This window comes from Micrococcus sp. MS-ASIII-49 (genome assembly GCF_000946635.1).
Classification (GTDB): domain Bacteria; phylum Actinomycetota; class Actinomycetes; order Actinomycetales; family Micrococcaceae; genus Micrococcus; species Micrococcus luteus.
This window is the reverse complement of sequence record NZ_JXSP01000175.1, coordinates 1-24,595: the sequence shown is the minus strand read 5'-3', so window position 1 is coordinate 24,595 and position 24,595 is coordinate 1. Positions and strand designations below refer to the sequence as shown.

Sequence of the window (24,595 nt, the reverse complement as noted above, 5' to 3'; positions counted from 1 at the left end):
GGTCTGGGTCACGAGAGGCCACTGTACGATGCCGGCCGCGCGGGCTCAGGCGCGCGCGTTCTGCGATTCCGGGTCCAGGGGCGCGTGGGCGGGGTTGGACAGGGAGAGCACGACGGCGGCCACGCGCGGGTGCTCGAGGAGGGCGTCCTCCACGCGCTGGAGCAGGACCGCGGCCTCGCTCTCCCGCTCGTCCCCGGCCAGGCCCACGGCCCCGACGACGAAGAGCTTCTCCGGGCCGACGTACTCGAGGTGCAGGTAGCTCACGGAGAGCACCTCGGGCCGCTCCAGCAGCCAGCGCAGCACCCGGGTCCGGACCACCGGGTCGGCGACCTCGCCGACGAGGAACGCCATGTTCCGCGAGAGCAGGAAGATCGCGACGACGCCCAGCAGCACGCCCACCAGGATCGAGCCGGCGGCGTCCCACCGGGGGTCCCCGGTGAGCTGGTGCAGGGCGAGGGCCGCCGCCGCGATGACCAGACCGATCAGGGCCGAGGCGTCCTCCACCCACACGGCGCGCAGCGTGGGGTCCGAGGTCTGGCGCAGGAACGTGGCATCGCTGATGTGCCGCCGCTCCGCGTCGCGGCGGAGGCGCCGGTGCGCGTTCAGGAACGAGGCGCCCTCGAGCACGAACGCGACGGCGAGCACGATGTACGCGATCGTGTACTCCGCCTCCTCCTCAGGGGCAGACCAGGCCGTGATCCCGTGCCAGACCGAGACCGCCGAGCCCACCGCGAACAGGCCGAAGGCCGCGACCATCGACCACACGTAGGCCGCCCGCCCGTAGCCCAGCGGGTGCCGCGCGTCGGGGGCTCGGCCGGCCCGACGCTCCGCCAGCAGCAGGAAGACCTCATTGCCGGCGTCGGCCCAGGAGTGCGCGGCCTCCGCCACCATCGCGGCTGAGCCGGTGACCGCGCCCACGATCGACTTGACGACGGCGATCACCGCGTTCACGCCGAGGGCGATCAGGACGGTCAGCAGGCTCTCGCCGCCGGTCTCGGCGGCGGGCGAGGCGGAGTGAGCGGGCGAGGCGACGGCGGGCGGGGTGCGGGTCATCCTCCGAGTCTGCCCCTGCAGGCGCATGCCGGACCAGGCTCGCCATGTCCGGGTCCGCCGGTCCAGGAGCGCGAGACGGGGTCCACGCGGATCGGCGTCGCCGAGCCCGTGAGGTCTCCGCATGCGCGGCCTAGCGTGGGGCCATGACGGATTCTCCCCTGCACCTCGACCACCCCGACGCCCCCCGCATCATCGTGCTCGGCGCGACGGGCTACGCCGGATCCCTCGTCGTGGACGCCCTCGTGGCCCAGGGCGCACGGCCCGTGCTGGCGGGCCGGAACCGGGACTCGCTCCAGCACGCGGCGAGGCGGCACGACGGGCTGAAGGTCGCCGTCGCCGACGCCGGTGACCCCGCCTCGCTGAGGGCCCTGGTCACGGAGGGCGATGTGCTGGTCTCCACGGTCGGCCCCTTCGAACGCTACGGCCGACCGGTCGCCCGCGCCGCCGCGGAGCGGGGCGCGCACTACGTGGACTCCACCGGTGAGGTCGGCTTCGTGAAGGACCTCAAGGCGGACCTGGACGCCACCGCCCGACGCACGGGCGCCACCCTGCTGCCCGCCCTCGGCTTCGACTACGCGCCGGGCATGCTCGCGGGCGGGCTCGCGCTGGCGGAGGCCGGTGGACGCGCACGGTCCCTGCAGATCGGCTACTTCGCCGACGGCGAGCTGGACCCGCGCGTCGACCTCAGCCACGGGACGCGCCAGACGATGGTGGGCGCCCTCACCGAGCGGACGATCACGTGGCGCGGCGGGCGGCTGGCGACCACGGGCCCGGCCAGCCGGTCGGCCGTCTTCCGGGTCGACGGGCAGGACCGCCGCGGCGTGCTGTTCGGCGGCACGGAGTCCCTGTTCCTGCCGCGGATGCAGCCCGGCCTGGACGAGGTCGAGGTCTTCAACGGCTGGTTCCCGGCCCGGCCCACGCAGATCGGCGCCGCCGCCCTCGGCGCGGTGGGGTGGCTCCCCGGCGTCGCCCGCGGCGTGCAGGCCCTGCTGCGGCCCCTGGCCGGCGACCCGGGTGGCCCCGACGCCGCAGACCGGGCCCGCACGGGCTCCCGGGTCGGGGCGATCGCGCGCGACGCGGCCGGCCGCATCGTGGCGGACGTGCACCTGCGCGGCCCCAACGCCTACACGTTGACCGGGGACCTCATGGCCTGGGGCGCCCGGCAGCTCGCCGCAGGCCGGGCCCGCGAGGCCGGCGTCGTCAGCCCGATCCAGGCGTTCGGCCTCGACGACTTCGAGACGGCCTGCACCGCGGCCGGTCTGGTGCGGGCATGATCCCGACGACTGACCCCGCCCACGGCCCTCAGCGGGGGCGACGCCGGGGGCGGCTGATCCAGGCCAGATAGGCGCTGCCACCGGTCAGGGCGGCGCCGCCGGCGGCCACCACCGGCCCGGCGAAGCGGCCGAGCCGGTCCTTGTACGCCACGAGCACGTTCGTGCCGCCGGTGATCATCGCGGCCACCACCATGGCGGCCACCACCCGGTCGCCCGTCCGCTCGAGGCGCGTCACGAGCGGCTCGAGCTCGCTCGCGCGGACGGTGACGTCGATCCCGCCGTCGTCGATGCGTTCCATCACCTTGCGGGCGTACTCCGGCAGGTCGATGCCGAGCTCGGCCGCCGCGATCGTGGCCCGGCCGATCCGGCCCGCCACCCGCCGGGGGTCGAGGTGCTCCCCCACGAGGCGCAGGGCGAAGGGGTCGAGCACGCGGGTGTAGTCGAAGCCCGGGTGCAGGCGGCGGCCGATGCCGTCCACGATGATCAGCATCCGCAGCAGCTGCACGAGCTCGGGCGGCAGGGACAGCCGGTGGCGCCGCACGAGGGCGAAGATCTCCGAGACCAGCTGCCCCACGCGGATGTCCTCGAGCTCGCGCCCCTCGAGGCGGCCGATGATCCGGGCCACCTCCAGTCGGAGCCGACGGCGGTCCACCGGGCCGCGCGGCGGGGCAATGTCCAGCAGGGCCCGCACCAGCCCGTCGGTGTCCTGCCGGGCCAGCGCCATGGCCAGGCCCGCGAACCGGCGCCGGAGGGACGGGGAGATCCTCCCGACGGAGCCGAAGTCGATGAACCCGACGGTCCCGTCCGGCTCGATGAACAGGTTGCCCGCGTGCGGGTCCGCGTGGAACACGCCGTGCTCGAACACCATGGCCAGCAGCACGTCGGCGGCCCGGTACGCCAGTTCCTCCCGGTCGATGCCGGCGGCGTCGAGTCCGGCCAGATCGTCCACGCGCAGCCCGGAGAGCTCCTGCATGGTCAGCACGCGCGAGGTGGTCAGGTCCCACTCGATCCACGGGAACCGCACGCCCGGGGTGTCCCGGAAGCCGGCGGCGATCTCCTCGCAGGCCCGCGCCTCCACCACGTAGTCGAGCTCGGCGCGCAGGGAGCGGTCGAACTCATCCACCATGGTCGGCACGTCCAGATCGGCGAAGGTCCGCGAGGCCCGCGACCACGTGGCCGCCAGCGTCCGCAGGATCTCCAGGTCCGCCTGGGCCTGCTCCACCACACCGGGCTTGCGGACCTTCACGACGACGGCGCGCCCGTCATGCAGGCGCGCACGGTGGGCCTGACCGATGGAGGCGGTGGCCAGTGGCGCGCGGTCGAACCAGGCGAACAGTGCGTCGACGTCGGCGCCGAGGTCCTCCTCGACCGTCCGGGCGACGGCCTCGAAGGGCACCGCCGTCGTGCTGTCCGTGAGGCGGGCGAACGCCGCGCAGTAGGCCTCGGGGAACAGGTCCGGTCGTGCCGAGATCAGCTGCCCGAGCTTCACGAAGGTGACGCCCAGCTCCTCGAACGTGCGCACGAACAGCTCGGGGCGGGCCTCGGCGTCGATGCCCAGGTGCGGCTCCCCCTCCTCGAGGGGCAGCCACCGGGAGAGCCCGGCCTGCACGGCCGTGGCCCTGAGGCCGTTGCGGGCCATGACGTGGGCGATCTCGCGGTAGCGCTGCAGGTGGAGGGCCATGACGCCCACGCTACCGACCGCGCGGAGGGGTGAGCCTCGCCGCTCCGTCGGCGTACCGCAGGGCGCCCGGCCGGACCCGCGCGTCGGCCCCGATCCGCACCCCGTCTGCGAGCGCGCCCGCCGCCCGCAGCTCCCGCAGCCGCGCCAGCACCCGGTCCCGCACGTCCCACGGGCTGATCGTGTTGACGTTGATCTTGGTGGCGCCCTCGAAGCCGGCGAGGGTGGAGACGCGCCACTTGAGCATCACGCGCCAGGGCATCGGGGAGGCGACGCCGGGCGGGCGGGTGTGCCATTCCTCGTTGGAGGGGACATCGGGCCCGGTGGCCGCGTGGGCGGCGTGCAGCAGGTCGGAGACGGCGCGCAGCTCGGCCGCGGTCTGCCGCCACGGCTGCCCCACCGGGCTCGTGGAGTAGACCTCGACCGTCGGATACCGGTGACCGAAGCCGGCGAACATCACGGCGTGCTCGTTCGCGGCGATCATCAGGTCGTGCGCCACGGCCACGTCCAGCGCGGCGTGGTTGAACACCTGCGGGTCCTCGCGCAGCCGGCCCAGGGCGGCGGCGTTCTGCGCGCCGACCTCGTCGATGGCCACGAGCTGCTTGTGCAGGTGGTCGAAGGAGGCGCCGGCGGGCTTGAGCCAGTTCTGGAACACGGAGACGTACCGCACGGCGGGCGTGGTCGCGTAGAGGTCCCGCATCGCGTCGGCGGTCAGGGCCAGGAACGCGTGGTGCTCGTCCGGGGTGAGGGTGCCCGAGGAGGCCAGCTGGTGGTCGTCCACGGCCCCGTCGACGAAGTGCCGCCGGGCGATCACCACGTCGTGCGTGCCGCCGAAGAATGCGGCCGACGCCGCGATCAGCTCCGCCTCGGACATCGCCGCCGCCTCCTCCGCGGAGCGGCCGGAGGCGTGCAGCTTCGCGGCGACGACGGCGCGCACGTGGGCGCGGCCGGCCTCGGTGGCCAGGTACTCGTCACGGCGGCGGCGCGCGTCCGGGGGGAGTTCGTAGCCGTGGTTGAGACGCCAGTAGTCGTAGCTGAGGATCTCGAAGAGGTTGGGGACCCGGCGGAAGGCCGGGGTCGTCTCCCCGAGCCGCTCCGCGGCCGGGTGCCGCAGGATCTGCCAAGCCGGGGCGCCGTCGTCGGCCCTCGTGGAGACGATGCGTGACTTCTCCGGCGGCGTCTCCAGCAGGCGGTGCTCGCAGAAGGCGCAGTGCCGGCCGTGCTGGGCGGGGTCGAGCGGCTGCGGGGCGGGCCGGACGAGGCCGAGCGGGCGGTGGCCGCGGCCGGGCACGGTCCAGACCTCGGTGCCGGTGAAGGGGTTGCGCTGCTTGACGGTGCCGTCCGGCAGTCGGGTGAGGGGCTCGCTCACAGACGGGTGCACGAGGCCAGGATACGAGGCGGTGCCGGCCCGGGCAGGCCGGCGCCGACGCGCCCGCCGGTCAGAACTCGAGCAGCACCTTGCCCTTGGCATGGTGGGATTCGAGACGCTCGAACGCCTGCTCCCAGTCGGCCAGGGGGTAGCGGCTGTCCACGGTCACGGCCAGCTCGCCGGCGTCCACGAGCCGGACGAGCTCGGCCAGGCCCGCCCCGTCCGGATGCATGAGGAAGAACTCGTAGGTCACCCCGGCCTTCTTCGCGGCCCGGCGCACCTTCGCACTGGCCACCCGGGAGACGACGGCGGCCAGCGGCCGACGCGACGGGCGCGCGGTCTCGCGAAGGCTGCCGGGGCTCGGCGGGCCCGCGATGGTCACCAGCCGGCCGCCGGGCTCGATCGAGCCGAGCAGCTCGGCCATCTGGTCACCGCCGATGAGGTCGAACACCTTGTCGAAGCGCTCGCCCCCCTCCGCGACGGTGCGGGCGCGATAGTCGATCACCGCGTCGGCGCCGGCCTCGCGGACGTACGGCTCACCCGCCGCGGAGGCGGTCACGGTCACGTGCGCGCCGCGCAGGTGTGCCAGGCGCGTGGCGATCAGCCCGACGCCGCCGGCGGCCCCGGTGATCAGCAGCCGCTCCCCGGGCTGCAGGTCCAGGTGCTCCGGGCCGAGTGCCTGCTGGGCGGTCAGGCCGGCGAGCGGCAGGCCGGCCGCGTCCGTCAGGGGCATGCGGGCGGGCGCGGCGGCCACCCAGTCCGCGCGCACCGCGGCCAGCTCGGCGAACGCCCCGTGGCCGGAGGGGTCCACGCGGGTGATGACCGCGTCACCCGGGGCGAACGCGGTCACCCCGGCGCCCACGGCCTCGACGATGCCGCTGAGCTCGTTGCCGGCGACCGTGGGGAAGTCGTCGGGGGCGATGGCCTTGAAGTCGCCTTCGCGATGCATCGCGTCGACGGGGTTGAGGCCGACCGCGCGGGTGCGGATCAGCACCTCGCCGGCGCCGGCCGTGGGGGCGGGGACGTCGGTGAGGGCCATGGCCTCACGGCCGCCGTAGGACTGGAGGACGAGTGCTCGCATGACGCCGAGCCTAGGCGCGCCGACCCGGAGTGCCGAGCCCTGTTCGCCGTCGTCGATCACGCAGGTCGGGCTCGGTGACCTCCGGCGTGATCATCCCCACGGCCACCCGTGACGCGGGTACGCTGATCGCTGTTCCACGTCACAGCGCTCTCGCTCGACTCGTCTCACCCGCACGGAGGCCTCACCCATGTCGTCCCGCATCCACCACCCCGGCCTCCGGTCGAAGGTGATGTCCGCCGCGGAGGCGGCGGCGTTCATCCAGCACGGCACCACCGTGGGCATGAGCGGGTTCACGGGGTCCGGCTACCCGAAGGCCGTGCCGATGGCGCTGGCCGAGCGGGCCAAGGAGCTGCACGCGCGCGGCGAGGAGTTCCGCATCAACCTCCACACGGGGGCGTCCACCTCCGCGGAGATGGACGGCGCGCTGGCCGAGGCGGACGCCGTCGCGCTGCGCACCCCGTTCCAGTCGGACCCGACGATGCGCGCCAAGATCAACGCGGGCGCCATCGAGTACATCGACACGCACCTGTCCCACCTGGCGCAGACCGTGTGGAACGGCTTCTACGGGCCCATGACCACCGCGGTGATCGAGGTGTCCGGGATTCGCGAGGACGGCCGTCTCGTCCCCAGCTCCTCCGTGGGCAACAACAAGTCCTGGATCGACCTGGCGGATCAGGTGATCCTCGAGGTCAACTCATGGCAGAGCGAGGACCTCGAGGGCCTGCACGACGTCTACTACGGCACCGCGCTGCCCCCGCACCGCACGCCGATCATGCTCACCCACCCCGCGGACCGCATCGGTGAGACGTACCTGCGGTGCGATCCGGCCAAGGTGGTGGCCGTCGTCGAGACCCACGCCCCGGACCGCAACTCCCCCTTCAAGCCCGCCGACGCGGACTCGATCGCGATCGCCCAGCACCTCGTGGAGTTCTTCGAGCACGAGGTGGCCCAGGGCCGGTACGACGAGCGGCTGCTGCCGCTGCAGTCGGGCGTGGGCAACATCGCGAACGCGGTGATGTCCGAGCTGGTGAAGTCCCGGTTCACGGGCCTGTCCGCGTTCACCGAGGTGGTGCAGGACGGCATGCTCGACGCCCTGGACTCCGGCACCCTGGCGACCGCGTCCGCGACCGCGTTCTCCCTGTCCACCGAGGCCGCCGAACGGTTCAACGACAACGCCGCGAAGTATCGGGACAAGCTGATCCTGCGCACCCAGGAGATCTCCAACCACCCCGAGCTCGTGCGCCGCCTCGGCATCCTCGCCATGAACGGCATGCTCGAGGCCGACCTGTACGGCAACGTGAACTCCACGCACCTGATGGGCACGAAGATGATGAACGGTCTCGGCGGCTCCGGCGACTTCGCCCGCAACGCGTTCACGTCGTTCTTCCTCACCCCCTCCACGGCCAAGGGCGGGGACATCTCCTGCATCGTGCCGATGGTCTCGCACGTGGACCACACCGAGCACGACGTGCACGTGGTGGTGACGGAGCAGGGGCTGGCCGACCTGCGCGGCCTCTCCCCCAAGCAGCGCGCCCGCACGATCATCGACACGTGCGCGCACCCGGACTACAGGGAGCAGCTGCGGGACTACTTCGACCGCGCGATGCGTGAGTCGGACGGCCTGCACACCCCGCACCTGTTGGGCGAGGCCCTGTCCTGGCACCAGCGCTTCCTCGAGACCGGGACGATGCGTCAAGGCTGACGGCCCACCGGGCCGGACACCTGCGGGACACCTGCGGAACGGGCCGCGCCTCGCGGCGGGGTGAGATCACGCCGGCTCCGGGCGCGCGCCCGGAGCCGGCACAGGCCCGCGGGGCCGGCGACGGCGTCAGCGGCGCCCGCCGTGCTCCCGCTCGGGGATTCCCGCGGCCCACAGGGCGGCGGCGATGAGGGCGGGCTGGCCGAACAGCCGCGCCAGGCGGCGGCCGTCGGTGTCCAGCCCGAAGCCGTCCTTGCGCTCGGCGTACTGCCCGATGTTCCCGGGGTAGATCGCGGTGTAGAAGGCCGCCAGGGCGGTGCCGGTCAGGCGGCGCTGCCCGGGGAGCGCCAGCAGAGCGGCCCCAAGGCCGATCTCGGCCACGCCGGATCCGAGCACCACGAGGTCCGCCGGGAGCGGGACCCACGAGGGCACCTGGGCGCGGAACTCACGGCGTGCCACGGTGAGGTGGGACAGCCCCGCGGCGGTCATGAACCCGCCGAGGCCGAGGCGGGCGGCGGTCTGGGAGAGGGGGACAGGCTGCCGGTGCTTCGTCATCACGCCTCCCCGAGCTCGAGGACGACGTCGATGTTGCCCCGGGTGGCGTTCGAATAGGGGCACACCTGATGCGCCTGCTCCATGAGGGCGCGGGCCTGATCCGCGGGGACATTGGGGAGCACGACCTCGAGGGTGACCTCCAGGCCGAAGCCCTCACCCTGGCGGCCGATGCCCACGCGCGCGCCGACGGAGGAGTCGGTGATGTCGGCACGGGAGGCACGGGCGACCATCTGCAGGGCCGAGTGGAAGCACGCGGCGTAGCCGGCGGCGAACAGCTGTTCGGGGTTGGTGCCCTGGCCGGAGCCGCCCATTTCGGTGGGCACGGCGAGGTCGAGGTCGACCCGCCCGTCGGTGGCGCGGACATGGCCGTCGCGGCCGGCGCCGGTGCTGAGCGCCTCGGCGGTGTAGATGGTCTCCATGGGAGGTCCTTTCATCCGCCCGCCCCGTGCGGGACGAGTCGGCTCCAGCCTGCCACCCTGTTAGGTCGCGCGCAACCAAGTCGCTCCCCAGCGACCACTAGAATCGCTCCCATGGATGCCGCGCCGACCCCCAGCCTCGCCCTCGAGGACCAGCTCTGCTTCGCCCTGCACCGGGCGGCGCGCGCCGTCACGCGCGGCTACGGCCCCCTGCTGTCCCGCCTCGGCCTCACCTACCCGCAGTACCTCGTGATGCTCACCCTGTGGCAGGCGGAGAGTGATGCCTCGGCCGAGACGGATGCGTCGACGCCGAAGACCGCCGGGGCGCTGGGAGTCGGCGCGCTGCGGGACAGGCTCGGCATGGACAACGGCACCATCACGCCTCTGGTGCGGCGCCTGGCCGGCATGGGGCTCGTCACGCGGGAGCGCGACGTCCACGACGAGCGGCGCGTGCTGGTGCGGCTGACGGACGAGGGGCGGGCGCTGCGGGCGTCCGCCCGGACGGTCCCGGCGGACGCCCTCACCCGGATCCCCCTCGACGTCGCCGAGCGCCGGGCCCTCATGGACCAGCTGAACCGGATCACCGAGGCCGTCGGGCCGCGCTGAGACAGCGGGAGCGGCCCGCGTGCGGAGCGGGGGTCAGCGCACCCGGTCCAGGATCGCCCGGGCGACGGCGTCCGCCTCACGCTCGGGCAGCCAGTGGTCCGCGTCGAGCTTCACGAACCGGTACTCCCCCGCCACCTGCCCGGCCGTGAGCTCGGCGGCCCGCGGCCCCAGGGCCGCGTCCCGGATGCCCCACACGTACGTGGTGGGGACCGACACGGGCGCGCTGCGCGTGGTGGTCACCAGATCCGGGTTCGCCCGATACCAGTTCACCGGACCGCGCAGGCTCTGCGGGGTGGAGAACCGGCGGGCGTAGTGCTCCGCCCCGGGGACCTGCCCCCGCTGCAGCAGGGAGCCCAGCCGTCGCGCGAGGATCCGTTCGGGGAGGGACGGTGCCTGGAAGGCGGCGATGTACCAGCTGCGGCGCAGCTGGTCAGGGCCGCGCAGGGCGCGGGCCAGGGCGGCCGGGTGCGGCGTGGACAGGACGGTCAGGGACGCGACGCGCTCGGGGTGGGCGGTGGCCAGCGCCCAGGCGACGGCGCCGCCCCAGTCATGGCCGACGACGTGGACGCGCCGCGCCCCCGCCGCGTCCGCCAGCGCGACGGCGTCCCCCACGAGCGCCGGGAGGCGGTAGGCCGCCGTCGCCCGCGGCGCGGCCCCCGGGGAGTAGCCGCGCTGGTCCGGCGCGAGGGTGCGCAGCCCCGCGGCGTGCAGCAGCGGCTCGACGTGCCTCCAGGACGTGGCGTCCTGCGGGAAGCCGTGCAGCAGCAGGACCACCTCCCCCTCGGCCGGCCCGCCGTCGCGGACATCGAAGGTCAGGCCCTGATGCCGGAAGGTGTCCATGCCGCCCCCGAGTGCGCCGTCGCTCGTCACAGCCGGACGACCATCTTCCCCGTGTTGGCGCCCTCGAGCAGGTCGATGAACGCCTGGGGCGCGTTCTCCAGACCCTCCCGGACGGTCTCGTCCCACTGGATCTTCCCGTCGGCGACCCACGGGCCCACGCGCTCGAGGAACTCGGGACGGACCTGCGCCGCGTACTTCTGCAGGACGAAGCCGCGCAGGGTCAGCCGCTTGCCGATCGCCAGGGCGAGGTTGCGCGGGGCCGCCGGCGGCTCCGTCGAGTTGTACTGGGCGATCGCACCGCACATCGCCACGCGGCCGTCGACCCGCAGCGCGGCGATGGCGGCCTCGAGGTGGTCGCCGCCCACGTTGTCGAAGTAGACGTCGATCCCCTCCGGCGCGGCCTCGGCCAGCAGGTCCGTGGGCGAGCCGTCGTGGTAGTCGAACGCGGCGTCGAAGCCCAGCTCCTTCACCCACGCCACCTTCTCGGGCGTGCCGGCCGAGCCAACGACGCGCGAGGCGCCCAGGAGGCGGGCGATCTGGCCGGCGACCGAGCCGACGGCCCCCGCGGCGCCCGAGATGAAGACGGCGTCGCCCTCCTGCATCTCGGCCACGTGCACGAGGCCGGTGTAGGCGGTCAGACCCGTCATGCCCAGCACGCCCAGGTAGGTGCTGTCCGAGAACTGGGAGGTGTCCACGGCCTGGACGGTGTCGCCGTCGAGGACGGCGTGCTCGCGCCAGCCGAGGCCGTGGAGCACGGACGTGCCCTCCGGCACGTCCGCGTGGCGCGAAGCGATCACGGTGCCCACCGCGCCGCCGTCGAGGGGGGCGTCGAGCTGGAACGGAGGCACATAGGACTCGACGTCGTTCATGCGGCCGCGCATGTACGGGTCCACGGACATCACGGTGTTGCGCACGAGGACCTGGCCCTCGGTGAGCTCGGGGAGCTCGACCTCGGTGAGGCGGAAGTTCTCCGGCGTCGGGGCGCCGTGGGGGCGGGAGGCGAGGTGGATCTCGCGCGTGTGGGTGGGGGTGCTCATCGAGTGGTCTCCTCGGGGTCGAAGTGGTGGGCTCGGCGGAGGGGGGTCAGCGCGCGAGCAGGTCGAGGACGCGGCGGGCGGCGTCGGCGGAGGAGGCCGGGTTCTGACCGGTCACCAGGGTGCCGTCCGTGACCACGAAGCTCTCCCCGTCCGGGCCCTTGCGGTAGTCCGCGCCGGCGGCGATCAGCGAGTCCTCGACGAGGAACGGGACGACGTCCGTCAGCTGGGCGGCCTCCTCCTCGCCGTTGGTGAACCCGGCGACCTGACGGCCGCGCACGAACGGGGTGCCGTCGGCGGCGGTGATCGGGTGCAGGATCCCGGGCGCGTGGCAGACGAGGCCGAGCGGGCGCCCGGCCGCGTCGCTGTCGAGGATGATCCGCGTGGAGTCGGCGTCGGACACCAGGTCCCACAGCGGGCCGTGACCGCCCGGGTAGAAGACGGCGTCGAACCCGTCCACGTCCACCTGGGCCAGGGGCGTGGTGTGGGCCAGGGCGGCCTTGGCCTCCTCGTCCTGGTCGAACCGGCGGGTGGCGTCGGTCTGCATCTCCGGCTGCGAGCTCGTCGGGTCGATGGGCGGCTGGCCGCCGCGGGGCGAGGCGAGGGTGACCTCGTGGCCGGCGTCCGTGAAGACGTAGTAGGGCGAGGCGAACTCCTCGAGCCAGAACCCGGTCTTGCGGCCGGTGTCGCCCAGCTGGTCGTGCGAGGTGAGGATCATCAGGATGCGGGACATGTCTGGGGCCCTTTCGTCGGTGGGGACTGAACTCTCATGGTCGTACACAACCGAATCTCGGGCAAGGGTGACGGTGCCCACCGGCCTGACGCCGCGGCCGCCGCGCCCGAGACATCAGCGCTCCGTCACCCGCCCGTCCTGGACCTGCCAGCGGCGGTCGGTGCGGACGGTGTCCAGCATGCGGCGGTCGTGGGTGACGAGCAGCAGGGCGCCCTCGTAGGTCTCCAGGGCCTGTTCGAGCTGCTCGATGGCCTCCAGGTCCAGGTGGTTGGTGGGCTCGTCGAGCACCAGGACGTTCACCCCGCGGGCCTGGAGCAGGGCCAGGGATGCCCGGGTGCGCTCGCCGGGCGAGAGCTCGTCCACGGGGCGGTTCACGTGGTCGGCCCTGAGGCCGAACTTGGCCAGCAGGGTGCGCACCTCCCCGGAGGCCATCTCGGGCACGAGCGCCTCGAAGGCCGCGGCGAGCGGGACGGTCCCGACCAGCAGCGAGCGCGCCTGGTCGATCTCCCCGATCTGCACGCTGGACCCCAGGGCGGCCATGCCCTCGTCCGGGGCCTGGCGGCCCAGCAGCCCGCGCAGCAGGGTGGACTTGCCGGCCCCGTTGGGCCCGGTGATGCCGATCCGCTCCCCCGCGTTCACCTGGCGGGACACCGGCCCGAGCGTGAAGCCGCCCTGCCGGAAGACGGCGTCGTTGAGGGTGGCGACCACCGAGCTGGAGCGCGGCGCCGCACCGATGGTGAACTCCAGCCTCCACTCCTTGCGCGGCTCCTCCACCTCCTCCAGGCGCGCGATGCGGCTCTCCATCTGCCGGACCTTCTGGGCCTGCTTCTCGCTCGACTCACTGTTGGCCTTGCGGCGCAGCTTGTCGTTGTCCGGGGACTTCTTCATCGCGTTGCGCACGCCCTGGCTGGACCACTCCCGCTGGATGCGGGCGCGGGAGACGAGGTCGTGCTTCTGCTCGGCGAACTCCTCGTACTTCTCCCGGGCCTGGCGGCGCAGGGTGGCCCGCTCCTCGAGGTAGGCCTCGTAGCCGCCGCCGTAGACGCGGTTGGTGCGCTGGGCGAGGTCGAGCTCCAGGACGCGGGTGACGCAGCGGGCCAGGAACTCGCGGTCGTGGCTCACCAGCACGACGCCGCCGCGCAGCTCCTGCACGAAGGCCTCCAGGCGGGTCAGGCCGTCGAGGTCCAGGTCGTTGGTGGGCTCGTCCAGGAGCACGACGTCGAAGCGGGAGAGCAGCAGCGCGGCGAGGCCGACGCGGGCGGCCTGCCCACCGGAGAGGGAGGTCATGAGGACCTGTTCCGGGGAGGCGGAGAGGTCCAGGCCGAGGTCGGCGAGGACGGCGGGGATGCGCTCCTCCAGGTCCGCGGCGCCGGAGGTCAGCCAGCGGGTGAGGGCGGTGTTGTAGCGGTCCGCGGCGGCGTCGGTGACGTCCGGGTCCGCCAGGGCCTCGGCGGCCTCGTCCATCTCGCGGGTGGCCTCGGCGCAGCCGGTGCGGCGGGCGATGTACCCGGCCACCGTCTCCCCCGGCACGCGCTCGTGCTCCTGCGGGAGCCAGCCGACGAAGGCGTCGGCCGGGGCCAGGCTGACCGTGCCGGCCTGCGGGGCCAGGTCCCCGCCGAGGATGCGCAGCAGCGTGGACTTGCCCGCGCCGTTGGCCCCCACGACGCCGACGACGTCCCCCGGCGCGACGGTGAGGTCGAGCGCGTCGAACAGCGTGCGATGGCCGTGGCCGCCGGCCAGGCCGGAGGCGACGAGGGTGGCGGTCATGCTTCTCCTGGCTCGAGTGCGCTTCCCTGGGGCGGGTCACCGCCACACTGTCACAGATCCCCCGGGGCACCGCCCCCGGGCACCGACTCCCAGACCTGCGGCGCGTTTCCTTCCTTGCCCTGACATGGGAAGAGTCATAGCGTCGCCAGGGTCAGGTGCGCGGCTCCGCGCGGCGCACACGGCGCTCCAGAGAGAAGGCAGAGCACTGATGACTGAACCGGTGAAGTACACGCCCGACATCGAGCATTCGGTCGACCGCGAGGAGGACCTGACCCGCGAGATCCTGGCCCAGATGGGCGCGTCACAGCGCCGCGCGGCGGGAGAGCACAAGCACGCCCACCGCGATGCCCACGCCAAGAGCCACGCCGTCCTCAAGGCCACGCTGGAGGTCCATGAGGGCCTGGCTCCCGAGTTGGCGCAGGGCATCTTCGCCCGTCCGGGCACCTACGAGGCGGTGGCGCGGCTCTCCTCCGCACCCGGGGACATCCACACCGACCGCACTCCCGCCCCGCGGGGCTGGGCCTTGAAGGTGCTGGGGGTGGAGGGCAAGCGGCTGCTGCCGGATCTGGACAGCCACAATCAGGACTTCCTCATGGTGAACTTCCCGACGCTCGCCTTCGGCACCGTGGCCCGCTACAAGGAGATGCTGAGCCTGCTGGAGAAGAACTCCCAGTCCCCCGAGCTGCTGCAGCGTCTGACGACGGGCGCCGCGCGCGTGGTCCGAGGTGCGGTGGAGACCGTCGGGGGGACCCCCAGCGCCACCCTGGAGGGCCTGGGGCGGGACAACGCCCACGTCCTCGGCGAGACGTACTTCACCCAGGGCGCCCTGCGCTACGGGGACCACGTCGCGAAGATCTCGCTGGCCCCGGCGTCCGAGAACGTGCGCGCCCTGACCGGTCAGGACATGAAGGTGGAGGACTTCTCCTCGATCAGCGAGATCGTCGCCGACTTCTTCTCGCGTGAGAGCGCAGAGTACGTCCTGCGGGCGCAGCTGGCGACCGACCCGGAGCGCATGCCGGTGGAGGACGCCTCCGTCCTGTGGGACGAGGAGGAGGCCCCGCACCAGCCCGTCGCCACCCTGCGCATCGAGGCGCAGGAGAGCTACAGCCATCCCCGCCGCGTCTACGGCGACGACGCCCTCACCTTCAACCCCTGGAACGGCGTGGTCGAGCACCAGCCGCTGGGCTCGATCATGCGCGTCCGCAAGCGCGCCTATGAGCAGTCCACTCGCTTCCGCCACGAGTTCAACGACCGCCCGGCCCCCGAGCCGTCGTCGCTCGACGACATCCCGGACTGATCCCGGCCCCACCCCTCACCATTCACCCCAAAGGATTCTCGAAGGAGGACCTCATGACTGACCGCTCAGACCCCCGACTGCAGGACGAGAGCCGCCTCGACGCCGTCAAACGCGCCGTCGAGGACGTCGCCCAGGACGCCCCCACGCTGGCCAAGATCGCCCTCGAGGCGATGATCCGCGAGCACAACCCGGACCTGTCCGGCACGGCCGACTCCGCCGGCCGCGTGGGGATGCGCTCGGGCAAGGTCTCGGAGCTGACCGCGATCGCCCGCCTCAAGCCGGGCGGCGCCGAACGGCTGCAGCGCATCTTCGACCTGACCCGCGGCAACATGGACGGCGCCCAGCGCGTGTCCACGCTCCACGACATGCGCTTCGTCTTCTTCGACGACAACACCCGCATCCTCTTCGCCACGGCCTACGACGGCGACTGGGACGCGTACATCAACGACTTCGCCACCAAGATCCCCGAGCTGATGGACCTCCTCTTCCAGAACGTGGAGGGGTGGCCGGGCATCGACAGCCCGACCGTGAAGGACTTCATCGCCGACCACCAGATCACCGCCTCCGGGTGGTTCGTGGCGAACCCGCAGGTCACCGTGGTGGACACGCGTCGACTGCAGCGCACCGAGGACGCGGTGAACACCTTCCTGGACCAGATGGCCGGGCGCACCGACCTGGACGAGGACACCGCGGCCGCCCTGAAGCAGCTCACCGACACGATCTCCACCCCCGAGGCGGTGGACTACTGAGATGGGCGTGCTCAAGGACCTGAAGGAACGTTTCGATCGGGAGCGGGTCGAGCTGGACCTGGACGACATCCAGGGCCTGGTGCTGCGGTCGCGGCCTGAGCCCTACGTCGGCGCCCACGCCATGCTGACCGTGGAGGAGGCCGAAGGCGGCCGGGACTTCGTCCGTCGCCTGGCCGAGCACGTGACCTCGGCGCAGGACTGGGCCGACGACCTGCAGTCCTGGACCGGCGTGGCGATCAGCTATGCCGGCCTGCGCGCCCTGGGGCTGCCCGAGGACTCCCTGGCCAGCTTCCCGCTGCCCTACCAGCAGGGGATGGCCGCCCGCGCTCAGCAGCTCATGGACACCGGGCCGAACGCCCCGGAGCACTGGGACGAGGCGTTCACCCAGGACGCCTGCCACATCGCGCTGACGATCTACGCGGCCGACGCCGACGCCCTGGACGCCGCCCTGGACCAGGCGGAGAAGGTGCTGGAGCACTCCACCGGAGTGACCCTGGTGGCCACCCACCGGTTCGGGGTCGACGAGCTGAACAAGAACCCCTTCGGCTTCCGGGACTCCATCTCGCAGCCGACGGTGGCCGGCAGCGGGGTGCGGCCCCAGCCGGGCCAGGAGCGCTCCATCTCCGCCGGCGAGTTCATCCTGGGCGAGAACAGCGAGACCGGTTCCCCGCTGGCCGTGCCGCAGCCGGATGTGCTGGGCCGCAACGGGACCTACGTGGTGCTGCGCAAGTTCGCCAGTCGGGTGGGCGCCTTCAACGAGTACCTGGCCTCGCAGAGCCCGGACCCGGAGGAGCAGCACCGGATCGCCGCGAAGATGTTCGGCCGGTGGCGCAGCGGCGCCCCGCTGGTGCTCTCCCCGGACCACGACGACGAGGAGCTGGGCAGCGACCCGGAGCGGCGCAACGACTTCACCTTCGAGGACGACCCGAAGGGCCTGATGTGCCCGCACTCCAGCCACATGCGTCGCCTCAACCCGCGGGACAGCGACCTGTCGATCATGACGGACGTGAACATCAAGCGGATCATCCGGCGCTCCTCGACCTACGGTCCCGGGTGGTCGCCGGAGGTGACCTCGGCCGACGACGCGAAGGAGGACCGCGGGATCTACTTCACCTTCATCAGCGCCCGGGCCTTCGACACGATCGAGTTCATGCAGCAGGAGTGGATCAACGGGGGCAACTTCGTGGACCTCGGCTCCGAGCGGGATCCGATCGTCGGTCTGCACGAGGACGACCCGACGCAGGGACGGTTCACCATCCCCGCCGAGCCGGCCCGCAAGCGCATCGACGGCATCACCACCTTCAACCGGATGGCCGGGGGCGAGTACCTCTTCATGCCCTCGCTCAGCGCCCTGCGGTGGATCGGCGAGGCGGGCTGGACCTCGGACCAGTCGGACGCCGAGGCGTGATGCAACCCCCGTCCCCGGGCGGCCCCGCGGGCGCCCAGCCGTGGCAGGTGGACCTGGACTGGCTGTGGGGCACCCCGCCGGGCAACGACGGCTCCCCCGCGACCCTGCGGCTGGACGTCGTCGGCCCCGGGGCGGCCCGGGCGGCCGCCGCGTGGCTGGGCTCCCTGCCCGGGGGCGAGGACGGCGTGCGGGGCAGGGGCGGCTGGCGTGCCGACCCGGGCGAGCAGCCCGGCGCGGACGACCACGCCGTCCTGCTGCTCACCTCGGCGGGTGAAGACGTGGCGGACGGGCTGGAGGACGCCGCGGACGACGCCCACGCGGCGCTGGCCGCCGTCGGGGGCCTCACCCTGCGGTGGACTCCCCTGCCCCGTGACCCGTCCCGCTGAGGCCCTCGCGCCCCGTCGGTAGGGTGGAGTGATGGCGACGGTACTTCTCGTGCGGCACGGCCGCACCACGGCCAACGCGACCGGACTGTTGGCGGGCCGCACCCCCGGGGTCAGCCTGGACGATCACGGACGGGAGCAGGCGGCCCGCACCGCGGACCGCATCGCGGCCGTGCCCGTGGCCGCGGTGGTGGCCAGTCCCCTGGAGCGGTGCGCGCAGACGGCCCGCGCCCTCCTCGATCGCCAGCCGGGGACGGTGCGCTCGCTGGTCGACGACGACCTCACCGAGTGCGACTACGGCCAGTGGCAGGGGCGCGCGCTCAGCGACCTGGCCACGGAGCCCCTGTGGGCGACGGTGCAGACCCAGCCCTCCGCCGTCGTCTTCCCCGGCGGGGAGTCCATGGCGGGCATGCAGGCCCGCGCGGTGGCGGCGATCCGCCGGCACGACGCCGCCGTCGAGGCCGAGCACGGGCCCGGGGCGGTGTGGGTGGCGGTGAGCCACGGGGACGTCATCAAGTCGATCCTGGCCGACGCGCTCGGCACGCACCTGGATCTGTTCCAGCGGATCGAGGTGGGGCCCGCCTCCGTCTCCATCGTGAGCTACGGTCCGAGCCGCCCGCGGGTCTGGGCGATGAACACCGACGCCGGGGACCTGTCCTGGCTCTCGACCCTCGGCCCGTCCGACGACGCCCCGGTGGGCGGCGGCGCGGGCACGGGCACCGGTGCGGTGGATGAGCAGACGCCTAGGATCGTGACATGACTGATGCACCTGCCCCCGCCCATGAGTTCGACTGGCCGGATCGGGTCGTGATCGGGACGCTCGGGCGTCCCGGAGCCCGCACGTTCTACCTGCAGGTGCGCACCGGGCCCCGGCTGGTGAGCCTGGCCCTGGAGAAGCAGCAGTCGGCCCTGATGGCGGAGATGATCGACGAGATCCTCGACGATCTCATGGCGCTGGAGGGCAACCCGCACAGCGTCCCGGCCAGCACGCCCGTGGAACTCGTGGACAACGATCCGCTGGACCCGGTGCAGGAGTGGTTCCGGGTGGGGGCCATCGGCCTGGGCTGGGACCCCACCACCGCGCAGGTGCTCATCGACGCGCACCCGCTCTCCGACGACGACGCCGACTCGGCGCCCGAGGCGGGTGCCGAGGCCGTGCGCGTGCGGATGCCCGTCGGCGCCGCCCGGGCGTTCGCCCGGCGCACCCGGGAGGTCGTGGACGCCGGACGTCCGTTCTGCTCGGACTGCGGCCAGCCCATCGACCCCGACGGCCACGACTGCACTCTCCCCGACTCCTGATGAGCCCCGCGGACGTGCCCGCCGGCGAGCTGGTGTCCGGGGAGCTGACGCTCACCGGCCGCATCACGACGGCGTCCAACGCCACGTTCCTCGGCGCGATCGGTGACACCCCGGTGGTCTACAAGCCGGTGGCCGGCGAGGCCCCGCTGTGGGACTTCCCCGCGGGCACCCTGGCCCGCCGGGAGGTGGCCGCGTCCCTGGTGTCCGAGGCGCTGGGGTGGGACATTGTGCCGCGCACCTGGCTGCGCGACGGCCCGTTCGGTAAGGGCATGGTGCAGCTCTGGCAGGAGCAGGATCCTGAGCAGGACGCCGTGGACCTGTTCCCGGCGGACGAAGTGCCGGCCTCGGGATGGCTCACGGTCCTGGAGGGTGAGGACGAGGGCGGGAATCGGCTGGTCCTGGCCCACGAGGACTCGGCGGCGCTGCGCCGCATGGCGGTGTTCGACGTGCTCGTCAACAACGCCGACCGCAAGGGCGCCCACATCCTCGCCATGCCCGGCGGCCACCGCCACGGCGTGGACCACGGGCTGACGTTCCATGTGCAGGACAAGCTGCGGACCGTGCTCTGGGGGTGGCTGGGCGAGGCGCTGAGCGAGGAGGAGCGCGACGGCGTCGCCCGGGTTCTCGACGGGCTCGACGGTGAGCTGGGGCAGGGGCTGGCGGAGCTGCTGGGTGCCGAGGAAGTCGACGCCCTCGCCGAACGCTGCACCCGGTTGCTCGACGACGGGATCTTCCCTGCCCCGAGCGGGCTGACGCCGGCCGTGCCCTGGCCGCTCTTCTGACGGGCCTGAGGCGTCAGCGCGGCCGCAGGGACGGCGGGTGCACTCAGTCCACGAGCCCCGCCGCGGCACCGGCCGCGCGGTAGTCCGCGGCGAGCGAGTCCAGGGTGGCGTGCGCGTTGAGCCCGCTGGGGTTCGGCGCCACGAACAGCCGCGTGCCCGGCCACGGCGTCTGCTGCTCCCCCAGCGCCGCCTTCGGGCGTCCGAACGCCTGCCGGTAGGCCGTCACCCCCAACACGGCGACGACGGCCGGCGCGTGCGCGGCCACGAGCGCGTCCAGGCGGGCGGGGGCGGCGGCGAGCTCCTCCGCGGTGAGCTCGTCGGCGCGGGCGGTGGCACGCGGGACGAGGTTGGAGATCCCGATGCCGCGGGCGTGCAGCTCGGCGAGGTCCTCGGCCTTGTAGCCGTCGGAGGCGTCGATCAGGTGTCGGGTGAGCCCGGCGCGGTGCAGGGCCGGGTAGAAGCGGTTGCCGCGGCGGGCGAAGTGCGCACCGGTGGCGGCGGTCCACAGGCCGGGGTTGATGCCGATGAACAGCAGCCGCAGCGGGTCTGGCAGCAGGTCGGGGACGGTGTGGTCGCGGAACTGCTGGAGCTCGGCCTGGGTGAAGCGCATGTCAGTAGTGATACCTCGCCTGGAGGATGATCAGGTCCTCGCCGTCGACGAGGTAGACGAGCCTGTGCTCCTCCGTGATGCGCCGGGACCATGCCCCGGCTGCGCCGTACTTCAGCTGCTCGGGCTTGCCGATCCCCTCGACGGGATGACACAGGGCGGCGTCGATGAGGGTGTTGATCCGTTTGAGGACCTTGCGGTCCGTGGTCTGCCAGTGCGTGTAGTCCTCCCAGGCGGAGCGGTCCCACACGAGGCGCACTCAGGCGTCCCCGTCCATGCGGTCCAGAGGGTGCTCCTCGACGCTCCCCGCGCGGGCGCGCTCGTAGGCGTCCAGCAGCCGGCGGGCGTTGGCCGGGGAGCGGAACAGGTAGGCGGTCTCCTGCCAGGCGGCGTACTCGTCCGCGGGCATGAGGACGGCGTTGCCCTTGCGGGAGACGATCTCGACGGCGTCGCGGTCCGCGTTCACTCGCTCGATGAGCGGGAACAGGGTCTTGCGGGCTTCACTGGCACTGATGGACATGCCGGCCTCCTCAGGCGCGTCGTGGTACCTGCTTATGGTACCAGTCGGTGAGGTGGAACTCAGGAGGCACCCTGTGGGATGCAGAACTACCTGCTCTCGTGGTCGGTGAGCACGACCCAGCCGAGGTCCTCACGGCGGCCGCCCTTCATGACGGCGCCGAGCCGGAGGACAGGCGCGATCTCCTCGGCACGGGTGGAGCCGACCTCGGGGACGAGGTCCCCGTGGGAGCGGTACTCGACCTGTTCGGCGTCGAACACCTGGAAGAAGAAGACCAGGTGCCCCTGCGGGCTCACGATGGGGGACTCGCCGGAGCCGCGGTGATAGCTCTCCAGCTCGTCGACGCTCCAGCCGAGCAGCTCCCGCCAGAACTCGACGACCGCGTGCAGGTCGAGAGCATCCCAGGTGAGGTGGGAAAGGCGGATGGACATGGCGGGCCCTGGAGTGGCGGCTGGCGGAGATGGACAGCGCCCGCGGCGGGCGCCCCCACGCTACGGGGGCGCATCAGCGCCCCGAAGTGTTGGGCGCGCTGGACATCGTCGCATGCCAGCGGCGCAGCCGGCGCGGCGGCAAATGTGCTCGGCGACGGCTTCCCCTGTGATGTCCAGGGAGGTTGTTGAGCCTGGTGGCAGGCGCGGCGCCGATCGCGGAGTGGACGCGATGATGATTGTAGAAGTGCAGCCATCCAGGCAACGCGGCCCTGCGTTCCGTCTCTGAGCTGTAGAACCGGGCGTAGGCCCACCCGTCAGCGAGCGTGCGATGGAACCGCTCAATCTTCCCGTTCGTCTGCGGCCGGTAGGGTCGAGTCCGCTTGGGCTTGATCCCGAGCTCGGTGCAGGCATCACGCCAGGCATGCGAGCGGTAGGCCGAGCCGTTGTCCGAGAGCACCCGCTCCACCTCCACGCCCAGGCGCGCGAAGTGGGCGACCGCGCGGCGCAACACCGCGATGGCCGTCTGGCTGCGTTCATCGGAGTGCATCTCGACATAGGCGAAGCGGGAGTGATCATCGATCACGGTGTGCAGAAAGCCCACCCCGAGCCGGGGCTGGTATCGGGCATCACGGGTTCCTTCGCGGTCCGAGGTCGCCGCGCGGTGCTTCATGCCCTGCTGGCGCCCGACGAATCGGTGTCCGCCCCCGTCGGGGATGCGGCCGAACTTGGTGACGTCGACGTGGATCAGCGAGCCGGGGTGGGGGTGCTCGTAGCGGCGGATCGGCTCGCCGGTGACCCGGTCCAGACGGGCGAGGCGGTTGATCCGGCAGCGCACGAGCACGGCATGGACGGTGGAGGCCGGCATCCTGAGTTCTCCGGCGATCTGTGCCGGCCCCAGGCGTCGGCGCCTTCGGGCGGCCACGATCTGTTTCACCACCGCCGGCGGTGTTCTGGTCGGCATCGTGGACGGCCGGCTGGACCGGTCTGCCATCCCTGCAGGTCCCTCGGCCCGGAAGCGTGTGGCCCATTTGCGTGCGGTGGGTGGGGAGACCATGAACATCTTGGCCGCGGTGGCGACCGGCCAGTGCTCCTCGACGATGAGCTTGGCCAGGCGTAGGCGGGCGCGAGGGGTCAGGGCGGCGTCAGCGTGGGACATGAAGGCCTTCTGTTCGCGTGAGCGGTTTCTCGACAATTCCACTCTCGCAACAGGAGGCCTTCGCTTGTCAGCTGTTCACGCAACAACGTCCCTGGACATCATACCTAGGCGAACCAGGAGGCAACGACGACACGGCCTGACACACTGTGGGCACCTTCCACCACTTAAGAACATGCGTTCGCCTGAATAGCGACTCAAGGAGCCGCTTATAGGCGTTTGGATTAACCATTAAAACCTTAGTCGACAATATAGGTGCTATACATTTTGCTCACAACAGCCGCTTCTCTCCTACGCGCCAAGGTGCGCCGAGCTTCACCCCAAGCATCGACAATAGAAGCTGCTGAAAATGGAATTAGTGTTGTCATAAGCGTCTGGGCGAGGTCAAGAGTCGAGTAATTACTATACGCCCAGACGCCTGCAGAGGCGACTCCACCAGGGACAATCCCCCTATTCACAACGCCGCGCAAGTCAAACCCATCCTTGTCCACTTCCCGAAGGAACTTGCTACGCGACGCCTCAAGTCTGCGCTGGAAGTTTTCTCTGACGTTTCTGTGGTGTACAAAACCGCTCACTCCGACAGATCGATCCATATAGTCATCCACAATCTCGCGAAAATCATTGCGGAACTGTCGAACATAGAGACTCTCGCGCATTACCCTAAAGTCACGATCCGTGAAAGTGTCATTACCCAGCCGATCCGGCGCGGGGAGATTCAAAGAGAGGCTCAAACCCGCAGCATTCCTCAGATCCCTGGAAGTGACAGCGGCGCTCCGTCGGGTTCCGCTCTTGGGTGTTCTCACTAGCTGGTTAAGGATAAATTCAGAGTCCAGCCATGACGGTAGATGAATGTCAAGCTGGCCAACATGCTTGGAAAGAACAGTTTCAATCTTTTCCATTTCTATGAGGGAAATCGCTCGATCTTGCCGCAGGCGGTAGTAATCGAGTGCAGTAGACTTAATACTATCCAGGCTGTTTAGCTCTTCAGGGCTCAGTAGATCCTTATCCGTGAGATCCGAAATCCGCTTCACTCGCGCGAAGCTGGGAAACTCCAGATACTCAATCAGACCAGACTTCTCAAGGCTGGCATTCTGGATTACACGCCAGATATCTACAATTGCATTAGGGAAATCCTGGTGACCCATTTGCCACCCCTGATCAGCCCCCGCCTCACGAAGTGAAAACCAAGCTCCGATCTTATCCTGGACCACAACGCTATCAGAGTAGATAAGCGACCTTCGCGCAAAAGACGTCTCCCTATCACCCCGCATAGTTCCATCACCGGGGTTATAATAGTCCGAAATAAACACCGGACGAACTTCATCAGTTGACTTGCTCGCTAGTCGCTTAAGCGATGCCCGATGTGCCCCGTACGCGTCCAGCACCTCGTTGTAGATGATACCCTTATCCCTGTATGTCTTAGTCTTAAATCTTTCTACCTCTTTAAATTCCCCAATTACACCAATAACAATATCGCTCAGCAGCACGGATTTTACCCCAAAACATCGGTTTGGCAAATCGAATTGTCGAGATGCGGCGAAGACTTCGCACGACACTCGAGGGAGACTGTAGAATTAGCTCCCTGGGCACATACATGCAGTGTAGCTGGCCGCCTGCATCTCACTGAAGCGCCCTGGGTTTCGTTCCGAGGTCAGGACGCAACGGGCGCTGAATCCTGGTCGTGAGTGTAGGCCGCCTCGACCTCCACTGGAGTGCGGTAGCCGAGCGCTTCGTGGAGACGCTGCGTGTTCCACCAGTGCACCCACCCCATGGTGGCCAGCTCGACCGCCTCGACGGACTCCCAGATCCGCTTGGCGTGGATGAGCTCGGCCTTGTAGAGCCCGTTCACGGTCTCGGCCAGGGC

The 24,595-nt window shown here is 71.4% G+C and carries 27 protein-coding genes; 10 read left to right on the top strand and 17 right to left on the bottom strand.

Annotated features, from left to right (window positions below):
* Window positions 1-45: 45 nt before the first annotated feature.
* The gene (locus SJ20_RS11350) at window positions 46-1,053 is read right to left on the bottom strand and encodes a cation diffusion facilitator family transporter (RefSeq protein ID WP_044659982.1); all 1,008 of its coding nucleotides are present in this window, start codon (window positions 1,051-1,053) and stop codon (window positions 46-48) included.
* 143 nt (window positions 1,054-1,196) lie between these two features.
* Here SJ20_RS11350 and SJ20_RS11345 point away from each other — a divergent pair, with 143 nt between their 5' ends.
* Window positions 1,197-2,327, top strand: coding sequence for a trans-acting enoyl reductase family protein (locus SJ20_RS11345; protein WP_044659981.1), 1,131 nt, complete (start codon window positions 1,197-1,199; stop codon window positions 2,325-2,327).
* A 28-nt stretch (window positions 2,328-2,355) separates the two neighbouring features.
* Here SJ20_RS11345 and SJ20_RS11340 read toward each other — a convergent pair whose 3' ends face one another.
* From SJ20_RS11340 to SJ20_RS11330, 3 genes are all read right to left on the bottom strand, one after another.
* The gene (locus SJ20_RS11340) at window positions 2,356-4,008 is read right to left on the bottom strand and encodes an AarF/ABC1/UbiB kinase family protein (protein WP_044659988.1); all 1,653 of its coding nucleotides are present in this window, start codon (window positions 4,006-4,008) and stop codon (window positions 2,356-2,358) included.
* 10 nt (window positions 4,009-4,018) lie between these two features.
* Complete coding sequence (locus SJ20_RS11335; protein WP_200891095.1) at window positions 4,019-5,374, bottom strand: DUF4921 family protein; 1,356 nt, start codon at window positions 5,372-5,374, stop codon at window positions 4,019-4,021.
* Window positions 5,375-5,444: 70 nt separating this feature from the next.
* Window positions 5,445-6,455 carry an NADP-dependent oxidoreductase gene (locus SJ20_RS11330; protein WP_044659979.1) on the bottom strand — a complete coding sequence of 337 codons (1,011 nt, stop codon included), beginning with the start codon at window positions 6,453-6,455 and terminating at the stop codon, window positions 5,445-5,447.
* A gap of 187 nt (window positions 6,456-6,642) precedes the next feature.
* Between SJ20_RS11330 and SJ20_RS11325 the strand changes: the two genes are divergently transcribed.
* The gene (locus SJ20_RS11325) at window positions 6,643-8,157 is read left to right on the top strand and encodes an acetyl-CoA hydrolase/transferase family protein (RefSeq protein WP_044659978.1); all 1,515 of its coding nucleotides are present in this window, start codon (window positions 6,643-6,645) and stop codon (window positions 8,155-8,157) included.
* 126 nt (window positions 8,158-8,283) lie between these two features.
* Here the strand turns inward: SJ20_RS11325 and SJ20_RS11320 are convergent, their stop codons facing one another.
* A complete protein-coding gene (locus SJ20_RS11320; RefSeq protein WP_044659977.1) occupies window positions 8,284-8,709 on the bottom strand; it encodes a membrane protein in 426 nt (141 codons plus the stop codon).
* Window positions 8,709-9,128 (bottom strand): organic hydroperoxide resistance protein, encoded by a 420-nt coding sequence (locus tag SJ20_RS11315; RefSeq protein WP_044659976.1) that lies wholly within the window; start codon window positions 9,126-9,128, stop codon window positions 8,709-8,711. The genes SJ20_RS11320 and SJ20_RS11315 overlap by 1 nt, the downstream gene beginning before the upstream one ends.
* A 111-nt stretch (window positions 9,129-9,239) precedes the next feature.
* On the opposite strand from SJ20_RS11315, the gene SJ20_RS11310 reads away from it, so the two are divergent.
* On the top strand, window positions 9,240-9,731 hold the full coding sequence (locus SJ20_RS11310) for a MarR family winged helix-turn-helix transcriptional regulator (protein WP_044659975.1): 492 nt from the start codon (window positions 9,240-9,242) through the stop codon (window positions 9,729-9,731).
* Between the two features lie 33 nt (window positions 9,732-9,764).
* On the opposite strand, the gene SJ20_RS11305 is transcribed toward SJ20_RS11310, so the two are convergent.
* The 4 genes from SJ20_RS11305 to SJ20_RS11290 all read right to left on the bottom strand — a co-directional run bounded on the left by SJ20_RS11305 (window position 9,765) and on the right by SJ20_RS11290 (window position 14,105).
* Window positions 9,765-10,571 carry an alpha/beta fold hydrolase gene (locus tag SJ20_RS11305; RefSeq protein ID WP_044659974.1) on the bottom strand — a complete coding sequence of 269 codons (807 nt, stop codon included), beginning with the start codon at window positions 10,569-10,571 and terminating at the stop codon, window positions 9,765-9,767.
* A gap of 26 nt (window positions 10,572-10,597) precedes the next feature.
* Window positions 10,598-11,608, bottom strand: coding sequence for an NADP-dependent oxidoreductase (locus SJ20_RS11300; protein ID WP_044659973.1), 1,011 nt, complete (start codon window positions 11,606-11,608; stop codon window positions 10,598-10,600).
* Window positions 11,609-11,654: 46 nt separating this feature from the next.
* Window positions 11,655-12,338 carry a type 1 glutamine amidotransferase domain-containing protein gene (locus SJ20_RS11295; RefSeq protein ID WP_041103944.1) on the bottom strand — a complete coding sequence of 228 codons (684 nt, stop codon included), beginning with the start codon at window positions 12,336-12,338 and terminating at the stop codon, window positions 11,655-11,657.
* Window positions 12,339-12,452: 114 nt separating this feature from the next.
* A complete protein-coding gene (locus SJ20_RS11290) occupies window positions 12,453-14,105 on the bottom strand; it encodes an ABC-F family ATP-binding cassette domain-containing protein (protein ID WP_044659972.1) in 1,653 nt (550 codons plus the stop codon).
* A 208-nt stretch (window positions 14,106-14,313) separates the two neighbouring features.
* Between SJ20_RS11290 and SJ20_RS11285 the strand changes: the two genes are divergently transcribed.
* From SJ20_RS11285 to SJ20_RS11255, 7 genes are read left to right on the top strand one after another with little or no spacing between them, the layout of a single operon-like run.
* A complete protein-coding gene (locus SJ20_RS11285; protein WP_181743494.1) occupies window positions 14,314-15,402 on the top strand; it encodes a catalase family protein in 1,089 nt (362 codons plus the stop codon).
* A 53-nt stretch (window positions 15,403-15,455) separates the two neighbouring features.
* The gene (locus SJ20_RS11280) at window positions 15,456-16,151 is read left to right on the top strand and encodes a hypothetical protein (protein ID WP_044659971.1); all 696 of its coding nucleotides are present in this window, start codon (window positions 15,456-15,458) and stop codon (window positions 16,149-16,151) included.
* Between the two features lies 1 nt (window position 16,152).
* Complete coding sequence (locus tag SJ20_RS11275; RefSeq protein ID WP_044659970.1) at window positions 16,153-17,559, top strand: Dyp-type peroxidase; 1,407 nt, start codon at window positions 16,153-16,155, stop codon at window positions 17,557-17,559.
* On the top strand, window positions 17,559-17,945 hold the full coding sequence (locus SJ20_RS11270; RefSeq protein ID WP_052833463.1) for a hypothetical protein: 387 nt from the start codon (window positions 17,559-17,561) through the stop codon (window positions 17,943-17,945). The genes SJ20_RS11275 and SJ20_RS11270 overlap by 1 nt, the downstream gene beginning before the upstream one ends.
* A 31-nt stretch (window positions 17,946-17,976) precedes the next feature.
* Window positions 17,977-18,702, top strand: a complete 726-nt coding sequence (locus SJ20_RS11265; protein WP_200891094.1) for a histidine phosphatase family protein — start codon at window positions 17,977-17,979, stop codon at window positions 18,700-18,702.
* Window positions 18,699-19,241, top strand: coding sequence for a DUF3090 domain-containing protein (locus SJ20_RS11260; RefSeq protein ID WP_044659969.1), 543 nt, complete (start codon window positions 18,699-18,701; stop codon window positions 19,239-19,241). Before SJ20_RS11265 ends, SJ20_RS11260 begins: the two co-directional genes overlap by 4 nt.
* Entirely contained in the window at window positions 19,241-20,023 is a 783-nt protein-coding gene (locus tag SJ20_RS11255) for an SCO1664 family protein (protein WP_044659968.1), read from the top strand. The genes SJ20_RS11260 and SJ20_RS11255 overlap by 1 nt, the downstream gene beginning before the upstream one ends.
* Before the next feature lie 43 nt (window positions 20,024-20,066).
* Here SJ20_RS11255 and SJ20_RS11250 read toward each other — a convergent pair whose 3' ends face one another.
* The 7 genes from SJ20_RS11250 to SJ20_RS11225 form a co-directional block, all read right to left on the bottom strand.
* Window positions 20,067-20,633: a mismatch-specific DNA-glycosylase gene (locus tag SJ20_RS11250; RefSeq protein WP_044659967.1), complete on the bottom strand. Its 567-nt coding sequence runs from the start codon at window positions 20,631-20,633 to the stop codon at window positions 20,067-20,069.
* Window position 20,634: 1 nt separating this feature from the next.
* A complete protein-coding gene (locus SJ20_RS11245) occupies window positions 20,635-20,889 on the bottom strand; it encodes a Txe/YoeB family addiction module toxin (protein WP_044659966.1) in 255 nt (84 codons plus the stop codon).
* Window positions 20,890-21,150, bottom strand: a complete 261-nt coding sequence (locus tag SJ20_RS11240) for a type II toxin-antitoxin system Phd/YefM family antitoxin (protein ID WP_044659965.1) — start codon at window positions 21,148-21,150, stop codon at window positions 20,890-20,892.
* Window positions 21,151-21,236: 86 nt separating this feature from the next.
* Window positions 21,237-21,578, bottom strand: coding sequence for a VOC family protein (locus SJ20_RS11235; protein ID WP_044659964.1), 342 nt, complete (start codon window positions 21,576-21,578; stop codon window positions 21,237-21,239).
* A 73-nt stretch (window positions 21,579-21,651) separates the two neighbouring features.
* Window positions 21,652-22,734 (bottom strand): IS481 family transposase, encoded by a 1,083-nt coding sequence (locus SJ20_RS11230; protein WP_235281304.1) that lies wholly within the window; start codon window positions 22,732-22,734, stop codon window positions 21,652-21,654.
* Between the two features lie 236 nt (window positions 22,735-22,970).
* Window positions 22,971-24,218, bottom strand: coding sequence for a hypothetical protein (locus tag SJ20_RS11935; protein ID WP_131661516.1), 1,248 nt, complete (start codon window positions 24,216-24,218; stop codon window positions 22,971-22,973).
* Between the two features lie 164 nt (window positions 24,219-24,382).
* On the bottom strand, window positions 24,383-24,595 hold a 213-nt coding region (locus SJ20_RS11225), incomplete at its 5' end, for an integrase core domain-containing protein (RefSeq protein WP_165577063.1).

Coding starts and splice junctions, on each gene's coding strand:
- SJ20_RS11275 (WP_044659970.1), top strand. CDS start 16,153: ATGGGCGTGCTCAAGGACCTGAAGGAACGTTTCGATCGGGAGCGGGTC.
- SJ20_RS11350 (WP_044659982.1), bottom strand. CDS start 1,053: ATGACCCGCACCCCGCCCGCCGTCGCCTCGCCCGCTCACTCCGCCTCG.
- SJ20_RS11255 (WP_044659968.1), top strand. CDS start 19,241: ATGAGCCCCGCGGACGTGCCCGCCGGCGAGCTGGTGTCCGGGGAGCTG.
- SJ20_RS11300 (WP_044659973.1), bottom strand. CDS start 11,608: ATGAGCACCCCCACCCACACGCGCGAGATCCACCTCGCCTCCCGCCCC.
- SJ20_RS11265 (WP_200891094.1), top strand. CDS start 17,977: ATGGCGACGGTACTTCTCGTGCGGCACGGCCGCACCACGGCCAACGCG.
- SJ20_RS11305 (WP_044659974.1), bottom strand. CDS start 10,571: ATGGACACCTTCCGGCATCAGGGCCTGACCTTCGATGTCCGCGACGGC.
- SJ20_RS11315 (WP_044659976.1), bottom strand. CDS start 9,128: ATGGAGACCATCTACACCGCCGAGGCGCTCAGCACCGGCGCCGGCCGC.
- SJ20_RS11310 (WP_044659975.1), top strand. CDS start 9,240: ATGGATGCCGCGCCGACCCCCAGCCTCGCCCTCGAGGACCAGCTCTGC.
- SJ20_RS11290 (WP_044659972.1), bottom strand. CDS start 14,105: ATGACCGCCACCCTCGTCGCCTCCGGCCTGGCCGGCGGCCACGGCCAT.
- SJ20_RS11270 (WP_052833463.1), top strand. CDS start 17,559: ATGCAACCCCCGTCCCCGGGCGGCCCCGCGGGCGCCCAGCCGTGGCAG.
- SJ20_RS11230 (WP_235281304.1), bottom strand. CDS start 22,734: ATGTCCCACGCTGACGCCGCCCTGACCCCTCGCGCCCGCCTACGCCTG.
- SJ20_RS11295 (WP_041103944.1), bottom strand. CDS start 12,338: ATGTCCCGCATCCTGATGATCCTCACCTCGCACGACCAGCTGGGCGAC.
- SJ20_RS11285 (WP_181743494.1), top strand. CDS start 14,314: ATGACTGAACCGGTGAAGTACACGCCCGACATCGAGCATTCGGTCGAC.
- SJ20_RS11260 (WP_044659969.1), top strand. CDS start 18,699: ATGACTGATGCACCTGCCCCCGCCCATGAGTTCGACTGGCCGGATCGG.
- SJ20_RS11250 (WP_044659967.1), bottom strand. CDS start 20,633: ATGCGCTTCACCCAGGCCGAGCTCCAGCAGTTCCGCGACCACACCGTC.
- SJ20_RS11240 (WP_044659965.1), bottom strand. CDS start 21,150: ATGTCCATCAGTGCCAGTGAAGCCCGCAAGACCCTGTTCCCGCTCATC.
- SJ20_RS11340 (WP_044659988.1), bottom strand. CDS start 4,008: ATGGCCCTCCACCTGCAGCGCTACCGCGAGATCGCCCACGTCATGGCC.
- SJ20_RS11325 (WP_044659978.1), top strand. CDS start 6,643: ATGTCGTCCCGCATCCACCACCCCGGCCTCCGGTCGAAGGTGATGTCC.
- SJ20_RS11330 (WP_044659979.1), bottom strand. CDS start 6,455: ATGCGAGCACTCGTCCTCCAGTCCTACGGCGGCCGTGAGGCCATGGCC.
- SJ20_RS11235 (WP_044659964.1), bottom strand. CDS start 21,578: ATGTCCATCCGCCTTTCCCACCTCACCTGGGATGCTCTCGACCTGCAC.
- SJ20_RS11345 (WP_044659981.1), top strand. CDS start 1,197: ATGACGGATTCTCCCCTGCACCTCGACCACCCCGACGCCCCCCGCATC.
- SJ20_RS11280 (WP_044659971.1), top strand. CDS start 15,456: ATGACTGACCGCTCAGACCCCCGACTGCAGGACGAGAGCCGCCTCGAC.
- SJ20_RS11320 (WP_044659977.1), bottom strand. CDS start 8,709: ATGACGAAGCACCGGCAGCCTGTCCCCCTCTCCCAGACCGCCGCCCGC.